Raw genomic sequence first — 19,927 nt, forward strand, 5'->3', positions numbered from 1 at the left:
CGTTTCTTTATACTTTATTTGGTTATTGATCTGTATCCGTTATACGAAGGTGGCATATCGTTTTCTTTACTCCCCCACTTAAGATTGGGTTTATCACCCATTTGCAATTCCAAAAGAGCTCCTTTTACCAAATCTTCGTGAGAAAACCAGCATTTGGTCAAATCGCTACCGTTGAGACTAGCTCTTTGTATGTATTTGTTTTCACCTGAATTATTATAAGCGTTGATTATGAATTGTTTCCCATTGGGTAGATCGATGGTTATCTTTTCAAATACTGGGCTCCCAATGTTGTAAAACGGAATACCCGGGGTTACGGGAAAAAATCCCATCATGGAAAATACGACAAAAGACGACATACCTCCTCCGTCTTCGTCTCCGGGAATACCGAACAGGTTGTCCGCAAACCAGGTATCCAGCAACATACGAATACGCTTTTGGGTTTTCCATGGTGCCCTCAGATAATTGTACAGGTAAGGAATATGGAAGCTCGGCTCGTTGCCCATCGCAAATTGTCCTACTAAGCCCGAAGCGTCAGGTTGTGTGTACCAAAATCTGAATTTCGGAAGTCCGAGATCTTCACGGAACAACTGATCGAGTTTTTCTTCTGCCTGCTCCTTTCCTCCCATAAGATCAAAAAGTCCATACAAATCATGTTTGGCTGCCCAGTTAAAAGTATATGCATTATTTTCCGTAAAATATTCCCGTCCGGCAAAACGGGGATCGAAATGTTCAATCCATTCGCCGTTCTTGTCTTTAGGCCAAACAAAACCTTTTTCGACACGAAAAACATTGCGATAATTCAATGAGCGGTTTAAAAATAATTCGCGATCCTTTTCATTGCCTGTAAAATCAGCCATTTGCGCGATGCACCAGTCGCTATAACTATTGTCGATCGTAACGGATACGCTTTGCCGTTTTTCCCAATCTGGATCTACTTCTTTTACAGTTTCTTCTTCGCCGGGCCATAGTCCGGGCATGTATCCCTTTTCATTGTAAAAAGAATCAAGAGACGTTGCAGGACCATTATTCCAGGGCAAAAGAGTAGCTTCCAAAGAACCTTTTTTAATACCCTCATAGGCTTTGTCAAAGTCAAAATTCCGCAATCCTTTCGCCCAGGCATCCGTCATCCAGATAGCCGCGTTGTTGCCAGTCATTGCCGGCCAATCACCAAATACGACTGCGAAGGAAGGCATCCATCCGCTTTGTTCATACATGGTTATATATGAGCGGATCCGTTCCTGAGCCAATGCCGGATTCAGAATCATACCCAATGGTTCTAATGCAATATAATTATCCCATAGCCAGTTATCCACATAAAAGGGCTTATCGGATTGATGTACCTTGTGATCGAAAGCACTATAATACGCCCCATACTCATTGATATCGACCATACGTTCATAACTACGGTACAAGGCAGTATAAAAGACCCTTTTCTGCGCTTCTGTTCCCCCTTCCACATTAATTTGTGACAAAACCTTGTCCCAGGCATTATAGGCAGCCTTTTTGACCTCATCAAAATTCCATCCGGGAATTTCATTATATAAATTTTGTTTTGCCTTTTCTACACTGATATAAGAAATACCGTATTTAAAGCGTACGGTTTTCGCGTTTTGACCGATTTTCAATAATGCGTGTTTCTTTTCGTTGTCTTTATACCGGATATCTTCGATGTCCACATCAGTTTCAGCATATAAGTACGCTTTCATCCCCTGAAAATGATCGGTTCCGGTTATCACTCTTTTGTTGGCCTTCAACTCTCCTTCACCGTTGAGAATGCCCAAACGAAAAAAATTATGATCATTCTCCGCAAAAGTCACCTGAAAGATCGCACTTCGCTCAGCGGTTGTAAATTCAATCACATCATTTTTCACTTCAGAAGCTACCTGATAGTAATAAGGTGTCGCTTGTTCCTTTTCTATGTTGAACTTTTTATCCCATAAATCCGATTCACCACTTACAGGCAAAAACTGAAAAACATAAGCAATACGGTGAGAAGCCACATTTAAAGGGAAGTAGCGTATCTGGTCATCCAACTGGTCCTTCTTCATCGGATAAGACCTCAGCATGCAGTTCGGCAACTGTACGGTAGGTCGTGTAGGTTCAAGTATAAGTCCTACACCACCGATGGTCGGGTCTACATACGACAGGTTTGATTGCGCAAAAGCGATAGGTGAAATAAGAAATAGTACTATTAAAATATAATTTCTAAACATAGCCTTAAAAAAATTAATCATTGATTGTATTCTTCAATCGTTTTGATAGCCGACCACAATACACCGGCTGTGCCTCGATATGCCCCCGAACCTTTAGGCTCACCGTCATGCGACCACCATTCGTAAAAACCATCATGTGCAATTGTTCTGTCAAGCATAGGGGATATGGCTTCATATGCTTCCGCATAAAAACCGTTGCGGGCTAACTGTTTAACCATTCGCGCCCCGAACCATGTCCAATCACCACCATTCTGATAGCCATAATCGCCGCACTCGTATAAAATTGGATTATTAAAAAATCCGATGGGATAAAATGGATATATCGTTAAGCCTATAGATTGGGCTCCAGCCTTTTCAACATTCTCTTTCATCTTTTTGTATGAACTAATAATTTCCTTCTTTGATAACAATCCGGCTTCTATTGCAATCGCCGTACCTCCGTGATAATATATCTCCAATTCGTTTAATTCTGGGGGGAAAGGGGATTTATCAAGATAGAGATGGGGAATGAATTTCTGGCGTTTCTCGTCCCATAAATGTATCCTTACATTTGTGAATATTGTATGGAATGTTTCTGACCAGAATTCTTTATTGTGCGTGGTGACAGACAGTAAATCCTTTATCGCAATGATAAACATCGCATTGTCATAAATATCCACACAGAGATGTGACGTACTGTCTAAACAAACGCCCCATTCATGCTCAGGTTGCACATCGCCCCAATCGATCGTGGTAGCCCCCCACAGTAAACCGTATTTATCGGAATAACGATGATCTAAAAGATAATACATAGCTTTTTCCATCCGTGACAATACGGATAAACCGTTAATTTTCTCTTGCAGAATTGTCGTATCACCGGTAGCTCTGATATATTTTGCAACAGCTTGTACAAGCGACGTCTCCTGATCGGTTTCAACCGTGTTCTTGTGAGCCATAAAACCGGGAGCACTGTCGGAATACCGGTAATCATAAGACCCATTCGCTTTCTCTTTTGGCACATATCCGTCCGGAATATCCCCGTCTCCTTTCTGGAAATGAAAAAACATCAGCAAGGCTTCCCTTATTTCATGAGAACGGCCCACGTCACAAGCTAATTCAAGAAATGTATTCAGGTCCCTGATCCAAATCTCATTATAATGGCCGCCGGCATTCAAACCGGTTGAAATGAATTCTTCGGCTTTATTTACCACTGATTCCAAACGTTTGTCATCCGCAATCTGGTTTCTTAATTTTCTATCCTGACAACCGGCAAACAGCATAAGACAAACAAATAAAACAGTAGTTAAAAAATATTTTTTCATATCCATTAGGTATTTATTCATACGATTATTTTATTTTTCACAATATGATGTATGAAATTATTTGAGTTATTGCACAGAAATTTTAAAATCCACTTTCAACATGAAATTTTTATACTTTCTTATAGTGATGATATTACCTCCGTTTGTAGACTCCCCTCCATCACCTTTAAGAACTTTTAATATCCCGTTTTAACTACCCAGCCTTTTTCAGGGAACTGATCGAGTTTGGCACCACGCCATCCTTCAGTAGTTTTTCCGATCCATAACAGCTTCCATCCATCTCTGGCTTTTTTTATAGAAATAGTTTTGGCAATTAAATTAATCTGCTTGATTTCATCTGGGTTTTCATTAATTTTAAATTGATCAGGATTTTCAGTTATGATGCGTATATTTCGCCATGCAACAGCTTTTCCTTCTAATTCCACATTTCCAATAGAGTGAACTTGCGGGGCAATAAAGCTGGAAGGTGTCTTATCATCTAAAAAATCGGCACAAGGTATGCCATTTACCCATGTGCGAATTGAGCTACCTATTGCCTCTATGCGAGCTTTGTTCCACTCATTCTTTCTAAATGCTTTTTGCCCTGCAGAGTTGTGACCCATCGAATACAACCATCCACGACGTGCTTCATCGTAAACACCTCCGGTCCAAACTCTGGTAGAAGGATCAATCTCAAACTGATACCCATGCACTCTGCCGTTTTGATACTCTTCTAAGCTATTACTTCGGAGCTGGGCAACTGAATTTAGGCCATCATCAACTTTAAATTCAAACTCCAAAATAAAATCATCGTACATTTTTTTGTTGCTAAAAACGTATTGGGTGATCCCATTTTAGATATTCCTACAATTGTCTTGTTCACAATTTTATACTCTGCTGTCCCATTTAACTTGGTCCAACCTTTTAGATTTCTCCCGTTAAATAGATCCTGCCATTTTGCTATAACTTGCAGCATTGGTCTTTGAATATATACCGTTCATGGCTAATCTTGCGGATACCAATGCGGCACTTTTAATAAATTCTCTTCTTGTTGTCATAACATATTTTCAAGAGCTAATGCTTCGTATTTCATGTTTATTATGGATTTCACTCCTCATTATTCCCTCTTTTCCATTAATCCGAATAGGATCCATAAACTGAAAATTCGGCCAAATGAGCATGGACAGTACCACCCGCAGTCATGACAATTTTGATAAATTGTAAAGTTGGTTTTCCTTCCAAGGAGAATTGTTGTACTTTACCATTTACCGGTTCGAAATCGAAACTGCCGTAATCATTCCATGTGATGCCATCCTTACTTCCCTCAATGTTGAATTTTGTGAAACTTTGATTGGCATAATTTGATCTCGGGATAAGTTCAATATACTTTACGGTCACTTTTCTTTTCATATCAATTGCAAGCCAATGAGGATATCCAGGCGAGGCGGGTTTATGCTTGGAATGCCAATATGTATTCGGGTCATCATCAATCACTTTCTCAGGACCTCCGTTTGGTGCCTGGGTATCGGCTGCGTTTGAACTCGCGGTAATGGCCCAACCATTTTTTTTCATTTTTTGCGGAGGCATGGTTCTTAAATAATAGTCAGTATAAAAAGTATCGATAGCGCCAACCTCAGGAATATAAGCAGTCCTATACCTATATTGGGTTCCACCTTTAAAATCGGTAATGGTAGTACTGACATCATCGACCATGGCAAGTATAGTACGATCAAGCCCCTGACTGTTTTTGTAAACTATCTCTGAAAAGATAGCTCCTTTGGCTATATCGGCTTTCTCCCAATTAATGATCCATCCGTCATCTTCAGAGACCACTTCTTCCGAAATATTTCTGTTAAAAATGCCTGCTTGATAAATTGCCCCGTAAGATCTCCCGGATACCTCTACCGGGATCGAAGCATTACCTGCGGCATCAAAAGTTTTTATGATAAACGTGTAGGTATTTTCCTCTAATCCTTCTATAAAGCAGCGGATAGTATCTAATTCTTGTGATACATCCAACTCCACTGAATCAGTATAGTTATTCCAATAAATCTCTGATCTGGACACTTTGGGATCAGATCCCTTAAGCCATGAAACCTGAACTCTATCTCTGCCCGCAGCAATAAAGGGAGAAGTTGCTTTTCCCGGGTAAATGATCCCGTTGGGAACAACATGCTCCTTATAAATTTCATCCATATTCTGACAAGAAGAATACAGGAATAGTACAATGATACTTGATAAAATATAATTAAATGTTCTCATTGGATATAATTTTAATCGATAATTTGTCCCCAAAAAGATATTTCAGCAATGATTAGTTGCCCACTGGTAACTTCCGAACCATGGGTTGCATAAGTTGAGTTGGTCTTGAACCGAATATATTTCACCGGCCGATATGGATTTGGTATCTTGTCAGAAACAACTAATTCACAATCAATCCCTTCAACTCTAGCATAGTTTTTATCTTCGGCTGTTATGGTTCCTACAGAACCTTTCTCAGAATAGCCCGATGGTTTAAAAGCTTCAAATTCACCCAAAAGATGCCAGTTATCCCAACTTCCATCGGAAGGAGGGAGTTCGGATCCCCACAGTTCGAAGGTTCTTGGACTTGAATTCATATATTCATCATTCAACCGATGATGTACCTTGAATCGGCTAATGGATACTTTATGTCCTAAAGAGATGGTGAAGTGTTGAGGTATTGGCTCCGTATTTTTTCCTGCATAGACATTCCCCCCTCTGTTGCTGGTTATGCCATCCCACATTCCCTCTATTGCATACTGAGGACCTTGGATATACTCCCAACTGTCCCCGGGTAGTTTCATATTTTTAAAATTATCCTTTGGAATTTCTTCTTCAAGAACAGGTATAATCGTTTGTACCAGTGTGTCAGACTTGTTGTTCCATCGATCTCTGATATACAGAGCAAAGTTCAGCTCCTTATTCTCGAGACCTCTTCGGTAAAAACTTCCGCCTGGTGCTTTTGTGTAAAAAGTTTGTAATGGTAACCATTCACCCGTTCCTAACGAATCGATCATAAGTACCAATGCCAAATTAGCTCGAGCTTCATTGGTGAATTCAATTTTTACACCACCGAAAGTGGCATCCATACTCTTGGAGGCGATGATAATAGGCGGTTCTAATGGGTTAACATTCACGGCAACGGGTTTAGAAGATTTGCCATTTCGTCCGATACTATAGAGTCTTACTTCATACGATTTTATTTCCCCAAGTCCTTCAACAAGCAAGGAGTCGGTGTATAATGAAGCCTCCGATTTCACGATTTGTCCGGGAGTCCTTTCATATTCTGCTTTCACTCCTAATAAATTTTCGTCGTCAGGTATAGAGTACCGAATAATAGCCCCTCCGGATATATTCTCAATTTTTGTAATTGTTACAGGTGCGGGAGCAGGGGTTGCGTCATCAATCTGATCGATGCGACCTTCTTCTTTACAACCTATAAAGATTATGAGAACAGAAAATATCCACATTGACAGCAAAGCAATACTTTTATTCATATTTTCCATATTTTTACATTCATTTTTTTCAATACATTTTACCAACCAATATTTTGAACAAGATTTCTGTTATTCTCGATATATGCTTCTCTTAACGGCCAGAAATAATTTTTTACGGAAAATTTCTGTTCGAATAGGGGAACAACTTTATAAAACAGGTCCGGATTACCTTCGGTAACATTCCATCCCTCTATCGGGGTTTGATAATACGAAGGAGCAGTTTTCCACCGCCGAATATCCCAAAATCTTTGACCTTCAAATGCCAATTCAATCAAACGTTCCCTATGGATAATTTCTCTCATTCCATCCTGTGTGAGATATTTTTTCGTGTTAGCGAAATTGTCCCATGAATATTTGACACCTTGCAATCCTGCTCGTTGTCTTACCAAGTCGATATATGTAAATAATTCACTTTGATTTTCACCTATTGGTCCCTCGGTTTCATTAATAGCCTCGGCATACAGAAGGTATAAATCTGCCAATCGGATTACAGGCCAGGGATAGTACTCAATGTCATATCCGTTTTCGGAGGATTGCACATTTTGAAAATGCACATTTTTCTTCCACCAATATCCCGTAAATGGGCCATATTCACGACCTCTGTTTTTTCCTTGCGTACCGCCTCTGCGAGCGGCTACATAAAACAGATCGAGTGGTTTCGAATCGTCGTATTTTCCTTGTCCGTACCATATTCCGCCGTCGAACCCCAAATTGGCATAAAAGCGAGGTTCACGATTAAAATGTAATAGAATGGTTTGATATCCCTCGCGGATATAAAGATTGTCCTGTTTCCCGGCAACTTTTAGTTCTAACACATCTATTCCTGCCCATTCCGAATCTTCCTCAATGGGGACACCATGATCGGTATAGAACAATTTCGCAATTTTGAGCGGCGGTTGCAATTGCGATCTCATCTGAAAATTATCGATGTAACGGATATCCAGATTGGGCGATGCCAATCGTTGATTTTGCAGAATATTGCCACGACCGGTCTTGGTGTTTGCCCAAATGATTTCACTGTTCCATTTGTCACAAAAAGCATTTCTGATGGATAATTGAGTAGTGATCGTATCTGTCAGTTTGTATTGTTGATAATTGGGATTGTAGGTGTATAATTTCATTCCGGCACTATGACAGGTTTCAATCGCCTCTTTACATGCTGTTACGGCTTTTTCCCATTTTGATATTTCATATTGAGCTGGGAAAAGAGGTTTTCCATCCGGATTTTTCAAAGTAACCTGATCGGAATTTCCATTGAATAACGGACTGGCTGCCGTGACCAGTACCTTTGCCTTCATCGCTGCGGCAATGGGTTTAGTGATTCTCCCCAGGTCTGAGGTAGGGTTGTCTATAATCAAGGGAAGATTCGGCATAGCCCCATCAAGCAGTTCAACAATATAATGGAAACAATCATCAATGGGATTTCTATAGACTTTTACTTCATCCACACCTGCATCAATGGGTAAATTCTCTTTTATCAATGGAATTGGGCCATACATACGTACCAGGTAAAAATGGTAATAAGCTTTTAAGAAAGTGACTTCTGCTTTCCATAATTTTTTTTCCCACTCTGGTAAATCGGGAACTTTGTCTACATTTTCCAAAAAAATATTGCAATGTCTCAATGCTATATAGAGACTCACCCAATAACCGTTTCCTATAGGGTTGTTAGAGTTTTGGAATCCTTGCGCCAATCTAAACATATCCTGTCCAAATTGTGAGGGTGCAGGATCAATGAGTGACCACATCTCATCTCCGCCTATAATCGCAGGATCGGATCCCAGATTACCATCCTGAGGTAAGTATGAGTAACAGGTATACAGGTACTTCTTAGCTTCTGACCTCATGGTAAAAGCCATTTCAATAGTAGCGATATTATCTGGTACAATATCCAAATAGTCCGAACAAGAGATGCTTATTGTTCCTATGAGAAAAAATGAGACCAAATAAAGAGTGATTTTATTTCTTTTCATTTTATAAGCGATTAATTAATTGTTAAATTTATTCCAGCATTAAATACCCGCTGAATAGGATATCCCAGCCCTTCACCAGCCATTTCCACATCCCATAATTTGAATTTGCTGAATAGGAGCAAGTTGTTTCCACTCAAATACAATCTCAGATTACCTAGATGATATTTCTTTTGCCATTTTCCTGGTATTGTATATCCGATTTCGGCTTGTTTCAAGCGAACAAATGATCCATCACGCATAAACCAAGTACTTGTCTGAATATTGTTATGGTTGAGTGTTGGAGAAAGTCTTGGCCAAATGGCATACATATCCTGGTTTGCTTCCGACCAATGGCTGTCCGCATATGCTTGTAATATCTGAGTCTGGTTCCGGAATGGAGAGGTGTTTGCCGCGTTCATCCAGAATGATTCGTTCGCTGCTCCCTGAAAGAACAGGGAAAAGTCAAACCTCTTATATCCCATTGAAAAACCAAACCCATAAACAATTTCAGGGACGGTAGGGTATCCTATTGGTACTTTATCCGCTTCTGTAATTTTACCATCTCGGTTTATATCGGTATACTTTATATCTCCTCCGCCATATAAGGAACCGAATCCCTGATAGGGTGAATTATCTGCTTCCGCATCATCCATAAATAATCTTTCTGCAATATAGCCCCAGGTCTGATTCAAGGACTGCCCCACCCTTGATCTCCAATATTCATTATATTGGGGTTCTTCAAAAACCTCAAACTTACTGCTTGCATAAGTGAAATTACCTCTCGCGGATGTCCAAAAATCTTTATTCCATGATTGTTGGTAGTCTAAAGAGATATCTATTCCTTTTCCTGATGCCTCTCCAACATTTGCTCTTATTGGTGCAGTTAATCCCATGGTAGTGGGAATAGCTTCCCTTGTCATTAATATCTTGCTACGATGTTCGGTAAAATATTCGGCAATGATATTAATCTTGTTCCATAATCCAAATTCCAAAGCATAATTGTTTTTTAAAGAAGTTTCCCAGCTAATATTCGGGTTTGAATATCTCGAAATAGAAATGCCAGAAAGTCCCTTATCTACGTTGGTTCCAAATGTTGCTCCATGATTTCCATCATTCATATTTACATTGGATAGGTAGAAAAATCGATCACTGGATGTGCCTATCTGGTCATTTCCAACCAACCCATAACTATATCTTAATTTTAAGTTTGAGATGACAGGCTTTATCGGATCCCAAAAATTTTCATTGGAGACCACCCATGCAACACCGGCTGACGGAAAGAAGCCAAATCGTTTATCTTTCGAAAAGCGCTCGGAGCCATTATACCCGAAATTGAATTCTGTAAAATACCGGTTTTCATATGAATAGGTTAATCTTCCTGATAGGCCAACATTCCTCGAAGGGAGGGACAATTGAATATTTCCTGCATTAGCTTTGCTCTGATCCCGCAACATATAGACTAAAAGCCCGCTTACATTATGTTTTTCGTTGAATGTCCGTTGATAATTCAATGTGGATTCCATGTACATGATACTGGTTATATCCTTGCCCCCTTCTGAATAATTCAAATATTCTGTACCGTTATCATTCGTTTGTATCAGTTGATATTTGTCAGTTACACTGTAATAACTGCCGATTTGGTAATAATAAGGATTATAAAACCTTCGAACATCATATTTCGACACTCTTGTGATATTCATTAATCCTTTGATTGAAAGTCCTTCGGTCAAAAAATTAAGATCCTGCTTGAGCTCCAGGTGTGCCATCATTTGTGATCTTTTTTCTTCCCTATACCCTCTTACCATTTCAGCATAGGGATTGGTATATGAATCGTCATAATTCCCGAACATAATATGATTAACAAATTTATGTTCTTCATCTACCGGGTAAAAAGCGGGGAACATGACCGGATTGGCGTGCATTACCATATTATACATCTCCTTTCCTGAATAAATAGGACCTGTATAATCATCGAAATTACCGTTTAACCGGACGATCATTTCGGTTGTTTTTGTCAAATCAATATTAATATTACTTCGCAATGTGTAAATTTCAGATTTGATGTTATTATTAAAATTGTTTCTTTTATCTACATTAAGAATCCCGTTATCTACGCTATAAGAGCCAGCTACATAATATCTGGCAACGCCACCGCCACCACTAACATTGAGATTTACTCTCTGGTTAGCTGTGTAATCTTTGAACAACATATCTTTCCAATGGACGGCAGGATAGATAAGAGGGTTCATTCCTGCAGCCGTATTCTCAATTTTCTCATCACTGTACGGTAATTCGCCTAGGGGATCCCGAGTGAGCACTGCTTCATTATGGAGTTTCATATATGTTACCGGATCGGCAATTTTTATGTCTTTCGTCGGTTGAGAAATAGAGTTCTCTATGCGGACTGATATCTTCGCAGGACCTTCTTTCCCCTGTTTAGTTGTAATGAGAATGACCCCATTGGCACCTCTTGCGCCGTATAACGCGGTGGCTGTAGCATCTTTCATTACGGAGAAACTTGCAATATCATCGGGTTGTAACCTGGCTAAATCAGTAGTGGTTAGTTCAATCCCGTCAATCAATATTAAAGGATTCTTGTTCTCTCCGAAGGTGGTGATACCACGTACAAAAAAGTCAGCATAATCCTGTCCCGGTTCGCCACTTCGCTGATAGGATATAACACCAGCCATTCTACCGGCAAGAGCCGTAGTAAGATTGCTTGATGGAACTTTGAGTTCGGTCGGATTTACTGTCGTGATTGAACCTATTACACTCTCTTTCTTTTGCTTTCCGAAAGCAACAATCGTTACTTCTTCGAGTTCGCTTGTCTCCGGCCTTAAAGACGCCTCGATAAACGTTTTATTTCCAACCTCAATGGTTTGTGACTGCATCCCTAAAAACGAAAAAACGAGTTTATCGGATGTGGTCACTTTAATTTCAAATGTTCCATCTATATCCGTGGTTACTCCTCTTGTTGACTTATCTACAAGGATGCTCACGCCCGGCAACGGTTCACCGGTTTCCGCTTCTATCACTTTTCCCTTTACTTGTACCGGTTGCTGTGCAATTAACGATAATGGAAAAAGAAAAATTAAAAAAAGTAATTTCGTTTTTTTCATTAGTAAAATCTATTATAATAATTTAAGTTTGTTGATAAGCATAAGCTAAACCGGTTAACTAATCATGTATAAAAAATAGTATCTTCATGATCAATTAAGTTTTAAATAGAATGTGTAATTTCGGCATCGAGGACTAATTGTTGAATATTTTTAATCCCTTTGATCTGTTCAATCAGCATTTCAACTGCTTCCTCTCCCATTTTTTTGATCGGTTGTTCAATATAATTAATCGGAATATTGTTAATGGAAATCGTATCTATTTTATCAAAACAAAACACTTCCATCTCCTCTGAAACCTTTATATTTTCTCTATGCATATACTTTATTCCGGTAATAAACACCCTTCTGGAACAAAAAAATATAGCCTCAACCTTATCAGGATTATTTTTCAGATCTACAATAGCTTGCCTAATTTGCTCTTCTTGTTCTTCATATTTAATGTCTTTTATTAGTGCAGGATCCAATAAATTATAACGTTTCATTGTATCAATATATCCCTGCCTCCTATCCGTCAATGCATTAAGATTAATATCGTAACATATAATTGCAATTCTCCTATAGCCTTTTTCTATTAGAAACTTAACTGCATCTGTAGATGCTTTATAATTATCCACAATTATATAGCTGGCTTGAATATCCGGATAATAACGGTCAACTTGCACCATAGGGACATGTCTTTTAACGATTCTATCAGCAATTCTACCTCCTCCAGCAACAGGAACAAGAATAATTCCGTCTATCTGTTTATTTAACAATATTGTAACTACATCATCAAATTCTTCTAAAGATTCGTTCGTATTTGTGGTAATCACCACATAACCATATTTTTTGGCACGTTCTTGAATGTGAAATGTAAGATTTCCAAAGAATTCATTCGAAATATCAGTCACAATAACTCCAATAGTCATGGTCATTCCGGTACTGAGGCTACGTGCAATCTCATTCGGGTAATAATTCATCTCTTCCGCCATTCGTCTGACTTTTAAGCACATTTCTTCGCTAATACGATTACCTTTTGCCTTACCACTCAATACAAGGGAAACTGTCCCCTTTGAAACTCCTAACCTGTCTGCTATATTTTGCATTGATACCTTTTTCATATTTTTTAAACCTGAGAGCAAACGCTAAACCGGTTAACTATATATACAACAAAAAGTTCTAAGTTTTTGCAATTGTATATTAAAATCTCATACGAAACAAAATATTTAAATTTATTTTGCATCATTTAATAGACACGATAATTTACTCTTAATATATGTAAACAGCGTAAGAAACGGGCTTCAGCAGTTTTCTTATAAATGAACAACACAAAATGCAAGCAGATAACTTGATTTAAGAAAAACCCGGAGATAAATTGGACAAACCTGTCAGAAGAAAACAGAGATGTGATAAATGAGATTAAAGATATTTTGAAATTAGATTGTTGAACAGATTCTTTTATTCATTGTTTTAATTCTATATCAAAACAAAAAGGAGCCAGTAATGAAACCAAAATATTTGCCGGTCGATCACGACTATTTTGAAATCTTTGACAGAGAAATGGAAAAAGAAGAGGCAAGGGTAATATATTTTGCTTTTTCAGATGAGCCTGAACTGGAAGAGTTGCGTGGGAAGATTATGAAAATCAGAGAAATAAAAGACGAGGGGTATTATCTTTTTTTTGAAAATGGCGACAGAGTGCGTTTAGACCGGATTGTGGTTATCAATGGAATTCCAGGCCCGGCTTATGACGAATACGACTCGTATGCCCTTGCCCCTCTTACATGTCAGGCAGGTTATGACAATTGCAATTGGTAGTAAAATCATTATCTTTGCTAGTGATTTATTTTTGAACAAAGTCTTATGGCACTCAAGCAGCAACAGGAACTAAAACAAATACAGCGACTCTCCCCCTTGCAAATGCAGGTGATAAAGTTAGTGGAGTTGAACTCCATTGAGGTGGAAGACCGGATTAAACAGGAGGTTGAAGATAATCCCGCGCTGGAGACTGCCGATGCCGAGATATCGGCCGATGTCGAAAATGAAGATATGGAAAGCGGGGAGGACACGTCTCTTTCGCAGGAAGATATGATTCTTGGCGACTATTTCTCGGAGGATGACATCCCCGACTATCGCCTGAACGCAACATATCATAAAAACGAAACAAATATTGCCGAAATAAATTACTATGACGATAAATCGCTCAGCGATTACCTTCTGGAACAGATAAGGTTGTTAAATCTGGACAACCGGAAACAGTTGATCGCGGAATATATTATCGGTAGCCTCGATGAGAATGGTTATCTGCAGCGCGACCTGCAATCGATATCAGACGACCTGTTGTTCCAGCAGCAAATGGAGGTCACTCCTCTACATCTGGAAGATGTATTATATGAGATACAGGATCTCGATCCGGCTGGTGTGGGAGCCCGTGGACTGCAGGAGTGCCTGCTGATACAGCTGAATCGCTGTGAACCAACACCATCAGTAAGTCTTGCAAAAAAAATACTTAAAGATTATTTTGATGAGTTTTCACGAAAACACTACGATAAGATCATGCGACGGATGAATATTTCACAGGACGATCTACGGGATGCCATTGAAGAAATCACGTCGCTGAACCCGAAACCTGGGAATAACATTGGAGATACTATGCAGACTGCAATGAACAATATTACTCCCGATTTCATCGTAGACTCCTATAACGGTGAAGTATCTATACACCTAAATAACAGCAATATTCCTACACTGAAGGTGAGCCGCAGCTTTTCGGAAATGCTGAAAGGTTACAGCGATAATAAAGAGAGTATGTCAACCGATGATAAACAAACAATGCTTTTTATGAAACAAAAGGTTGATTCCGCTAAATGGTTCATAGATGCTGTCAGACAACGCCAAAACACACTACAAAAAACCATAGAGGCAATTGTACACATTCAGTACGACTTCTTCCTTACGGAAGATGAAAAATGCCTAAAACCTATGATCCTAAAAGATGTTGCTGAAAGAACAGGTTTCGATATTTCTACCATTTCCCGAGTAAGCAACAGCAAATATGTACAGACCAACACCGGTGTTTACCCTCTGAAGTTTTTCTTCTCCGAAGCGATGCAGACTAGAGGAGGGGAAGATATTTCTTCAACAGAGATAAAATCAATTTTAAGGGAGAGCATCGACAACGAAAACTCTTCTAAACCTCTCACAGATGAGCAACTAACTAAAATCCTCAATAATAAAGGGTATGTAATAGCACGACGCACAGTGGCGAAATATCGTGAACAATTGAACATTCCGGTAGCCCGATTGAGAAAAAAAATATAACTTTGCCGTTTCAGAAAATGAAACTTAGCAGGATGAAGTCAATTTCACACGTAATTTCCACTATTTTCCAACCATTGTTGATGCCGACCTACGGGGTATTGCTCCTATTTGTTTATACCTATTTCGGTTTGATGTATCAAAATCATTTCTGGCAAATTATTACTCCTGTAGTCGTTTTTTCATTCGTGATACCTTCTATTCTCATTTTTTTACTGTACCGAATGAAAATTATATCCGATTTATCGCTAAAGATACGCAGAGAACGTATATACCCTTATCTGATTACTGTAGTATCTTACTCAGCAATGATAGTATTCTACAACAGGATGTACATGCCCGGATGGTTTCTTATGATGCTTGCCGCATCTGTTGCAATAATGATCTTTGCAATAATTATCACGCTGAAGTGGAAGATAAGCGCACATATGTTCGGGATTGGCGGACTCATTGGCGGGGCAATGTCGATAAGCTATTTTGTGGAACGTTCAAATCCATATTACATGTTTATGGGATTGTTTATCATTGCCGGGTTGGTAGGCACATCAAGACTAATACTGCGACGCCACACACTTTCCCAGGTAATTGCCGGTTTTTTACTCGGTTTCCTGGTCTCGTTCACGTTCGTATGGTTTGGAGTGAAGATTTGAACTGAAAAGTTTGATTTTTGATAATATAGAATTAAGTTGTAAATTTACCACATGAATTAATTTTTTTAAAATTTTAATCGTTATGAATTTTCCTGAAAATGTAAAGTATTCTTCCGATCACGAATGGGTGAGAGTGGAAGGCAGTGAGGCATACGTCGGAATTACCGATTTTGCACAGGATGAGTTGGGTGAAATCGTCTATGTTGATGTAACCTCTGAGGGAGAAACCCTTGCACAGGGAGATGTTTTCGGAAGTATTGAAGCTGTGAAAACCGTATCAGACCTGATGATGCCTATGGGTGGTGAAGTGTTGGAGTTGAATCCAAAACTCGATGATGCACCTGAGCTTGTAAACAAGGACCCATACGGTGAAGGATGGATTATCAAAATCTCAGTTAAGAACAGCGAAGAACTGACAGGCTTAATGTCGGCCGAAGCATATAAAGAGTTTATAGGTAAATAAAACAAAAGGATCTGAAAATGGAGGGAATCACCAACACCAGTGATTCCTTTCTGTTTATCGCAGGAAATATGCAGTAATACCATCTGTTTTAACACAGATGGTATCTGTGAATTATATTAATCAAACGGATAATTATATTATTTATGCAACCTGTTGTAAGCATTATTATGGGCAGCACATCTGATCTGCCCGTGATGGAAAAAGCGGCACGCTTCCTCAACGAGATGGAGGTCCCTTTCGAAATGAACGCCCTGTCGGCACACCGTACACCCGAAGAGGTTGAAATATTCGCAAAAGGTGCCAAAGATAAAGGGATCAAGGTTATTATTGCCGCAGCGGGAATGGCAGCACACCTGCCAGGTGTGATTGCCTCCATGACCACCCTCCCGGTGATAGGCGTGCCCATCAATTCATCGCTCGAAGGAATGGATGCACTGCTTGCCATCGTGCAGATGCCCCCGGGTATTCCAGTAGCCACCGTAGGAATAAACGGCTCTTTGAATGCCGCTATTCTGGCACTACAGATAATTGCCGCCAACAACGAGCCTTTGCAGAAAAAAATGTCTGACTATAAAAACAGCCTGAAAAACAAAATAAAGGAAGCCAATAAAGAGCTGGCATCGGTTTCCTATAAATTCAAAACAAACTGACAACAGTAATGAATCACGAAGATATAAGCACTATACTGAAACAGGAGGCTGATGCCATCCTGAACATACCGGTAACCGACAGATATGAAAAAGCCATTGATCTGATAATAGAGAATGTACACGGGAAACGGGGAAAATTAGTAATTAGCGGCATGGGCAAAGCTGGACAGATTGGACAAAATATGGCAACCACATTTTGTTCAACAGGTACACCAGCCATTTTCCTTCATCCCAGCGAAGCGCAACATGGCGACCTCGGAGTCCTACAGGACAACGATCTGCTTTTATTGATTACCAATTCAGGGAAAACCCGCGAGATCATAGAACTGATAGATTTGGCAAGAGGGATGTATCCAAAAATTCCCATTATCGTAATCACCGGCAACAAAGAGAGTGTGCTAGCCAAAGAAGCGGATGTGACACTCCTAACCGGAAACCCGCCGGAGGTATGCCCTCTAGATCTTACTCCCACCACCTCTACCACAATAATGACAGTCATGGGAGACATACTTGTTGTAGGAACAATGAAACGGATCAACTTCACTGCAAGTGAATATGCCAAACGTCATCATGGCGGATACCTGGGAGATAAATCGAGAAATGCATGTACAAAGCCCATATCTTAAACAAATAGACAAATAGTTATAAATATGAAAAAAGTAATCTTTATGCTAACAACCTTTTTTTTGCTTTCTTCATGTATAAGCAAAAACACAGATAATCAGACGGTAGCTGATGATGGTATTGATTCCGCTTTCCAGTATAAGGTCGACCGGTTTGCCGATATAGAAATCCTCCGCTATCCAGTCCCCGGATTTAACAGCTTGCCGCTCCAGCAGAAAGAGCTGATATATTACTTGTCGCAGGCTGCATTGGAAGGCCGCGATATACTCTGGGACCAGCATAATCGGTACAACCTGACCATCCGCCGTGTTTGCGAAGGTGTATATGAAAATTATATGGGTGACAAATCTTCCACAGAGTGGGATAATTTCGAGACTTACCTTAAACAGATATGGATGGCGAACGGTATACACCACCATTATTCAGAGGACAAAATTATGCCGGAGTTTACAAGGGAGTACTTCGTGTCCATAGTGAAAAGTGTTGATCCGGGACGGATGCCTTTCCGCGATGGCATGGCTGCCGACGAAACTCTCAAAGAGATACTCCCGGTGATGTTCGATCCGGATGTTATGCCCAAAAGAATGAACCAGTCGGCCGGTGCCGATATTGTAAGAACATCGGCTGTAAACTTCTATGAAGGGGTTACTCAGAAAGAGGTGGAAGAGTTCTACAACGCCATGAAAAAGACAGACGATAACACACCTGTCTCTTACGGACTCAACAGCAAGGTAGTAAAAAAAGATGGAGTCGTTACCGAACAATTATGGAAAATAGACGGTATGTACGACAAAGCTATCGAACGTATAGTTGGATGGCTGGAGAAAGCAGCCGGCGTTGCAGAAAACGAACATCAGAAAGAGACCATCAACACGCTCATTGCGTATTACACAACAGGAGATCTGAAGATTTTCGACGATTTTTCGGTAAAATGGGTAACTGACACCGACTCGCGCGTTGATTTTGTAAACGGGTTCATCGAGACCTATACCGATCCGCTTGGCATGAAAGCCACATGGGAGGCATTGGTGAATTTCAAAAGCGAAGAGGCATCTAAGCGCACGGAATTGATCAGCAATAATGCGCAATGGTTTGAAGACAACTCTCCTATTGACAATCGTTTCAAAAAAGAGGAAGTGAAAGGAGTTTCCGCTAAAGTGATAACCGCAGCAATACTGGGAGGCGACACGTATCCGGCCACCCCTATAGGTATCAACCTGCCCAATGCAAACTGGATCCGCCGCGACCATGGCTCCAAATCGGTGACTATAGACAATATCACCTTCGCCTATGCCAAAGCAGCTGAAGGAAACGGTTTTAAAGAAGAGTTTATGTGGAGTGATGTCGAACGTGAAATTTCAATAAAATATGAAACTATTACAGATAATCTGCATACCGACTTGCACGAATGTCTGGGTCACGGTTCAGGTAAACTGCTCCCCGGTGTTGACGGAGATGCCCTGAAAGCATATGGCTCTCCCCTGGAAGAGACACGCGCCGACCTGTTTGCTCTCTACTATCTTGCAGATCCGAAGCTTGTGGAACTGGGGCTGCTGCCCGATAGCGAGGCTTATAAGGCTGAGTACTATAAATATATTATGAATGGGGCAATGACACAACTTACACGCATCCAGCCTGGCAAAGACATTGAACAAGCACACATGCGCAACCGGGCGCTTATATCGAACTGGGTAATTGAACACGGAAAGGCCGACAGTGTTGTTGTGATGCAGAAGCGCGATGATAAAACATATGTGGTGATCAGCGATTACAACAAATTGCGAACACTCTTTGGTCAGTTGCTTGCTGAAGTGCAACGTATAAAATCGGAAGGCGACTATGAAGCCGGAAAGAACCTGGTAGAGGCATACGGGGTAAAAGTGAATACTGAACTCCATTCAGAAGTATTGTCGCGCTATAAAGCCCTTGATATAGCTCCCTACAAAGGGTTCGTAAATCCCGTATACAAGCTGGTCACTGATGAGAATGGCAAGGTAACCGATGTTACGATATCATACGACGAGAACTATGTTGAACAGCAATTGCGCTATTCAAGACAATACTCGGTATTGCCACTTAAGAACTGATAGAAAAACAAATTTTTGGAATAAGCGTTTCGGTTCAGCCGAAACGCTTATTTTTGTATCAGAATTATTTAATG

At 40.0% G+C, this 19,927-nt stretch carries 14 protein-coding genes and 1 pseudogene; 7 read left to right on the forward strand and 8 right to left on the reverse strand.

Annotation, left to right across the window (positions count from 1 at the left end; genetic code table 11):
- Window positions 1–14 precede the first annotated feature (14 nt).
- From KDN43_RS13850 to KDN43_RS13885, 8 genes and pseudogenes are all read right to left on the reverse strand, one after another.
- Window positions 15–2,234, reverse strand: a complete 2,220-nt coding sequence (locus KDN43_RS13850) for a GH92 family glycosyl hydrolase (protein ID WP_238867046.1) — start codon at window positions 2,232–2,234, stop codon at window positions 15–17.
- A complete protein-coding gene (locus KDN43_RS13855; protein ID WP_238867048.1) occupies window positions 2,231–3,535 on the reverse strand; it encodes a glucosidase family protein in 1,305 nt (434 codons plus the stop codon). The genes KDN43_RS13850 and KDN43_RS13855 overlap by 4 nt, the downstream gene beginning before the upstream one ends.
- Before the next feature lie 54 nt (window positions 3,536–3,589).
- Window positions 3,590–4,469: pseudogene (locus KDN43_RS13860) on the reverse strand (family 16 glycoside hydrolase); the annotation flags it as partial.
- A gap of 158 nt (window positions 4,470–4,627) precedes the next feature.
- Window positions 4,628–5,755, reverse strand: coding sequence for a DUF4998 domain-containing protein (locus tag KDN43_RS13865; protein WP_238867050.1), 1,128 nt, complete (start codon window positions 5,753–5,755; stop codon window positions 4,628–4,630).
- Window positions 5,756–5,766: 11 nt separating this feature from the next.
- Entirely contained in the window at window positions 5,767–7,011 is a 1,245-nt protein-coding gene (locus KDN43_RS13870; RefSeq protein WP_238867053.1) for a DUF4959 domain-containing protein, read from the reverse strand.
- A gap of 38 nt (window positions 7,012–7,049) precedes the next feature.
- The gene (locus tag KDN43_RS13875; RefSeq protein ID WP_238867055.1) at window positions 7,050–8,984 is read right to left on the reverse strand and encodes a RagB/SusD family nutrient uptake outer membrane protein; all 1,935 of its coding nucleotides are present in this window, start codon (window positions 8,982–8,984) and stop codon (window positions 7,050–7,052) included.
- 11 nt (window positions 8,985–8,995) lie between these two features.
- Window positions 8,996–12,082 (reverse strand): SusC/RagA family TonB-linked outer membrane protein, encoded by a 3,087-nt coding sequence (locus tag KDN43_RS13880; protein ID WP_238867057.1) that lies wholly within the window; start codon window positions 12,080–12,082, stop codon window positions 8,996–8,998.
- Between the two features lie 101 nt (window positions 12,083–12,183).
- Window positions 12,184–13,182 (reverse strand): LacI family DNA-binding transcriptional regulator, encoded by a 999-nt coding sequence (locus tag KDN43_RS13885; RefSeq protein ID WP_238867059.1) that lies wholly within the window; start codon window positions 13,180–13,182, stop codon window positions 12,184–12,186.
- A 382-nt stretch (window positions 13,183–13,564) separates the two neighbouring features.
- On the opposite strand from KDN43_RS13885, the gene KDN43_RS13890 reads away from it, so the two are divergent.
- From KDN43_RS13890 to KDN43_RS13920, 7 genes are all read left to right on the forward strand, one after another.
- Window positions 13,565–13,879 (forward strand): hypothetical protein, encoded by a 315-nt coding sequence (locus KDN43_RS13890; RefSeq protein ID WP_238867061.1) that lies wholly within the window; start codon window positions 13,565–13,567, stop codon window positions 13,877–13,879.
- A 45-nt stretch (window positions 13,880–13,924) separates the two neighbouring features.
- Window positions 13,925–15,382 (forward strand): RNA polymerase factor sigma-54, encoded by a 1,458-nt coding sequence (gene rpoN, locus KDN43_RS13895; RefSeq protein ID WP_238867063.1) that lies wholly within the window; start codon window positions 13,925–13,927, stop codon window positions 15,380–15,382.
- Window positions 15,383–15,414: 32 nt separating this feature from the next.
- On the forward strand, window positions 15,415–16,029 hold the full coding sequence (locus tag KDN43_RS13900; RefSeq protein ID WP_238867065.1) for a phosphatase PAP2 family protein: 615 nt from the start codon (window positions 15,415–15,417) through the stop codon (window positions 16,027–16,029).
- A gap of 82 nt (window positions 16,030–16,111) precedes the next feature.
- Window positions 16,112–16,492: a glycine cleavage system protein GcvH gene (gcvH, locus tag KDN43_RS13905; RefSeq protein ID WP_238867067.1), complete on the forward strand. Its 381-nt coding sequence runs from the start codon at window positions 16,112–16,114 to the stop codon at window positions 16,490–16,492.
- A 143-nt stretch (window positions 16,493–16,635) separates the two neighbouring features.
- Window positions 16,636–17,142 (forward strand): 5-(carboxyamino)imidazole ribonucleotide mutase, encoded by a 507-nt coding sequence (purE, locus tag KDN43_RS13910; RefSeq protein ID WP_238867069.1) that lies wholly within the window; start codon window positions 16,636–16,638, stop codon window positions 17,140–17,142.
- Between the two features lie 8 nt (window positions 17,143–17,150).
- A complete protein-coding gene (locus KDN43_RS13915; RefSeq protein ID WP_238867070.1) occupies window positions 17,151–17,768 on the forward strand; it encodes an SIS domain-containing protein in 618 nt (205 codons plus the stop codon).
- Window positions 17,769–17,792: 24 nt separating this feature from the next.
- On the forward strand, window positions 17,793–19,853 hold the full coding sequence (locus tag KDN43_RS13920) for a dipeptidyl peptidase 3 (protein WP_238867071.1): 2,061 nt from the start codon (window positions 17,793–17,795) through the stop codon (window positions 19,851–19,853).
- Window positions 19,854–19,927: the final 74 nt, after the last annotated feature.

This window comes from Proteiniphilum propionicum (genome assembly GCF_022267555.1).
GTDB lineage: Bacteria > Bacteroidota > Bacteroidia > Bacteroidales > Dysgonomonadaceae > Proteiniphilum > Proteiniphilum propionicum.

Excerpts from the sequence above, each read along its gene's own strand:
- KDN43_RS13920 (WP_238867071.1), top strand. The coding sequence starts at position 17,793 with ATGAAAAAAGTAATCTTTATGCTAACAACCTTTTTTTTGCTTTCTTCA.
- KDN43_RS13870 (WP_238867053.1), bottom strand. The coding sequence starts at position 7,011 with ATGAATAAAAGTATTGCTTTGCTGTCAATGTGGATATTTTCTGTTCTC.
- KDN43_RS13855 (WP_238867048.1), bottom strand. The coding sequence starts at position 3,535 with ATGAATAAATACCTAATGGATATGAAAAAATATTTTTTAACTACTGTT.
- KDN43_RS13875 (WP_238867055.1), bottom strand. The coding sequence starts at position 8,984 with ATGAAAAGAAATAAAATCACTCTTTATTTGGTCTCATTTTTTCTCATA.
- KDN43_RS13865 (WP_238867050.1), bottom strand. The coding sequence starts at position 5,755 with ATGAGAACATTTAATTATATTTTATCAAGTATCATTGTACTATTCCTG.
- KDN43_RS13890 (WP_238867061.1), top strand. The coding sequence starts at position 13,565 with ATGAAACCAAAATATTTGCCGGTCGATCACGACTATTTTGAAATCTTT.
- KDN43_RS13915 (WP_238867070.1), top strand. The coding sequence starts at position 17,151 with ATGAATCACGAAGATATAAGCACTATACTGAAACAGGAGGCTGATGCC.
- KDN43_RS13885 (WP_238867059.1), bottom strand. The coding sequence starts at position 13,182 with ATGAAAAAGGTATCAATGCAAAATATAGCAGACAGGTTAGGAGTTTCA.
- KDN43_RS13850 (WP_238867046.1), bottom strand. The coding sequence starts at position 2,234 with ATGATTAATTTTTTTAAGGCTATGTTTAGAAATTATATTTTAATAGTA.
- rpoN (WP_238867063.1), top strand. The coding sequence starts at position 13,925 with ATGGCACTCAAGCAGCAACAGGAACTAAAACAAATACAGCGACTCTCC.
- KDN43_RS13880 (WP_238867057.1), bottom strand. The coding sequence starts at position 12,082 with ATGAAAAAAACGAAATTACTTTTTTTAATTTTTCTTTTTCCATTATCG.
- purE (WP_238867069.1), top strand. The coding sequence starts at position 16,636 with ATGCAACCTGTTGTAAGCATTATTATGGGCAGCACATCTGATCTGCCC.
- gcvH (WP_238867067.1), top strand. The coding sequence starts at position 16,112 with ATGAATTTTCCTGAAAATGTAAAGTATTCTTCCGATCACGAATGGGTG.
- KDN43_RS13900 (WP_238867065.1), top strand. The coding sequence starts at position 15,415 with ATGAAGTCAATTTCACACGTAATTTCCACTATTTTCCAACCATTGTTG.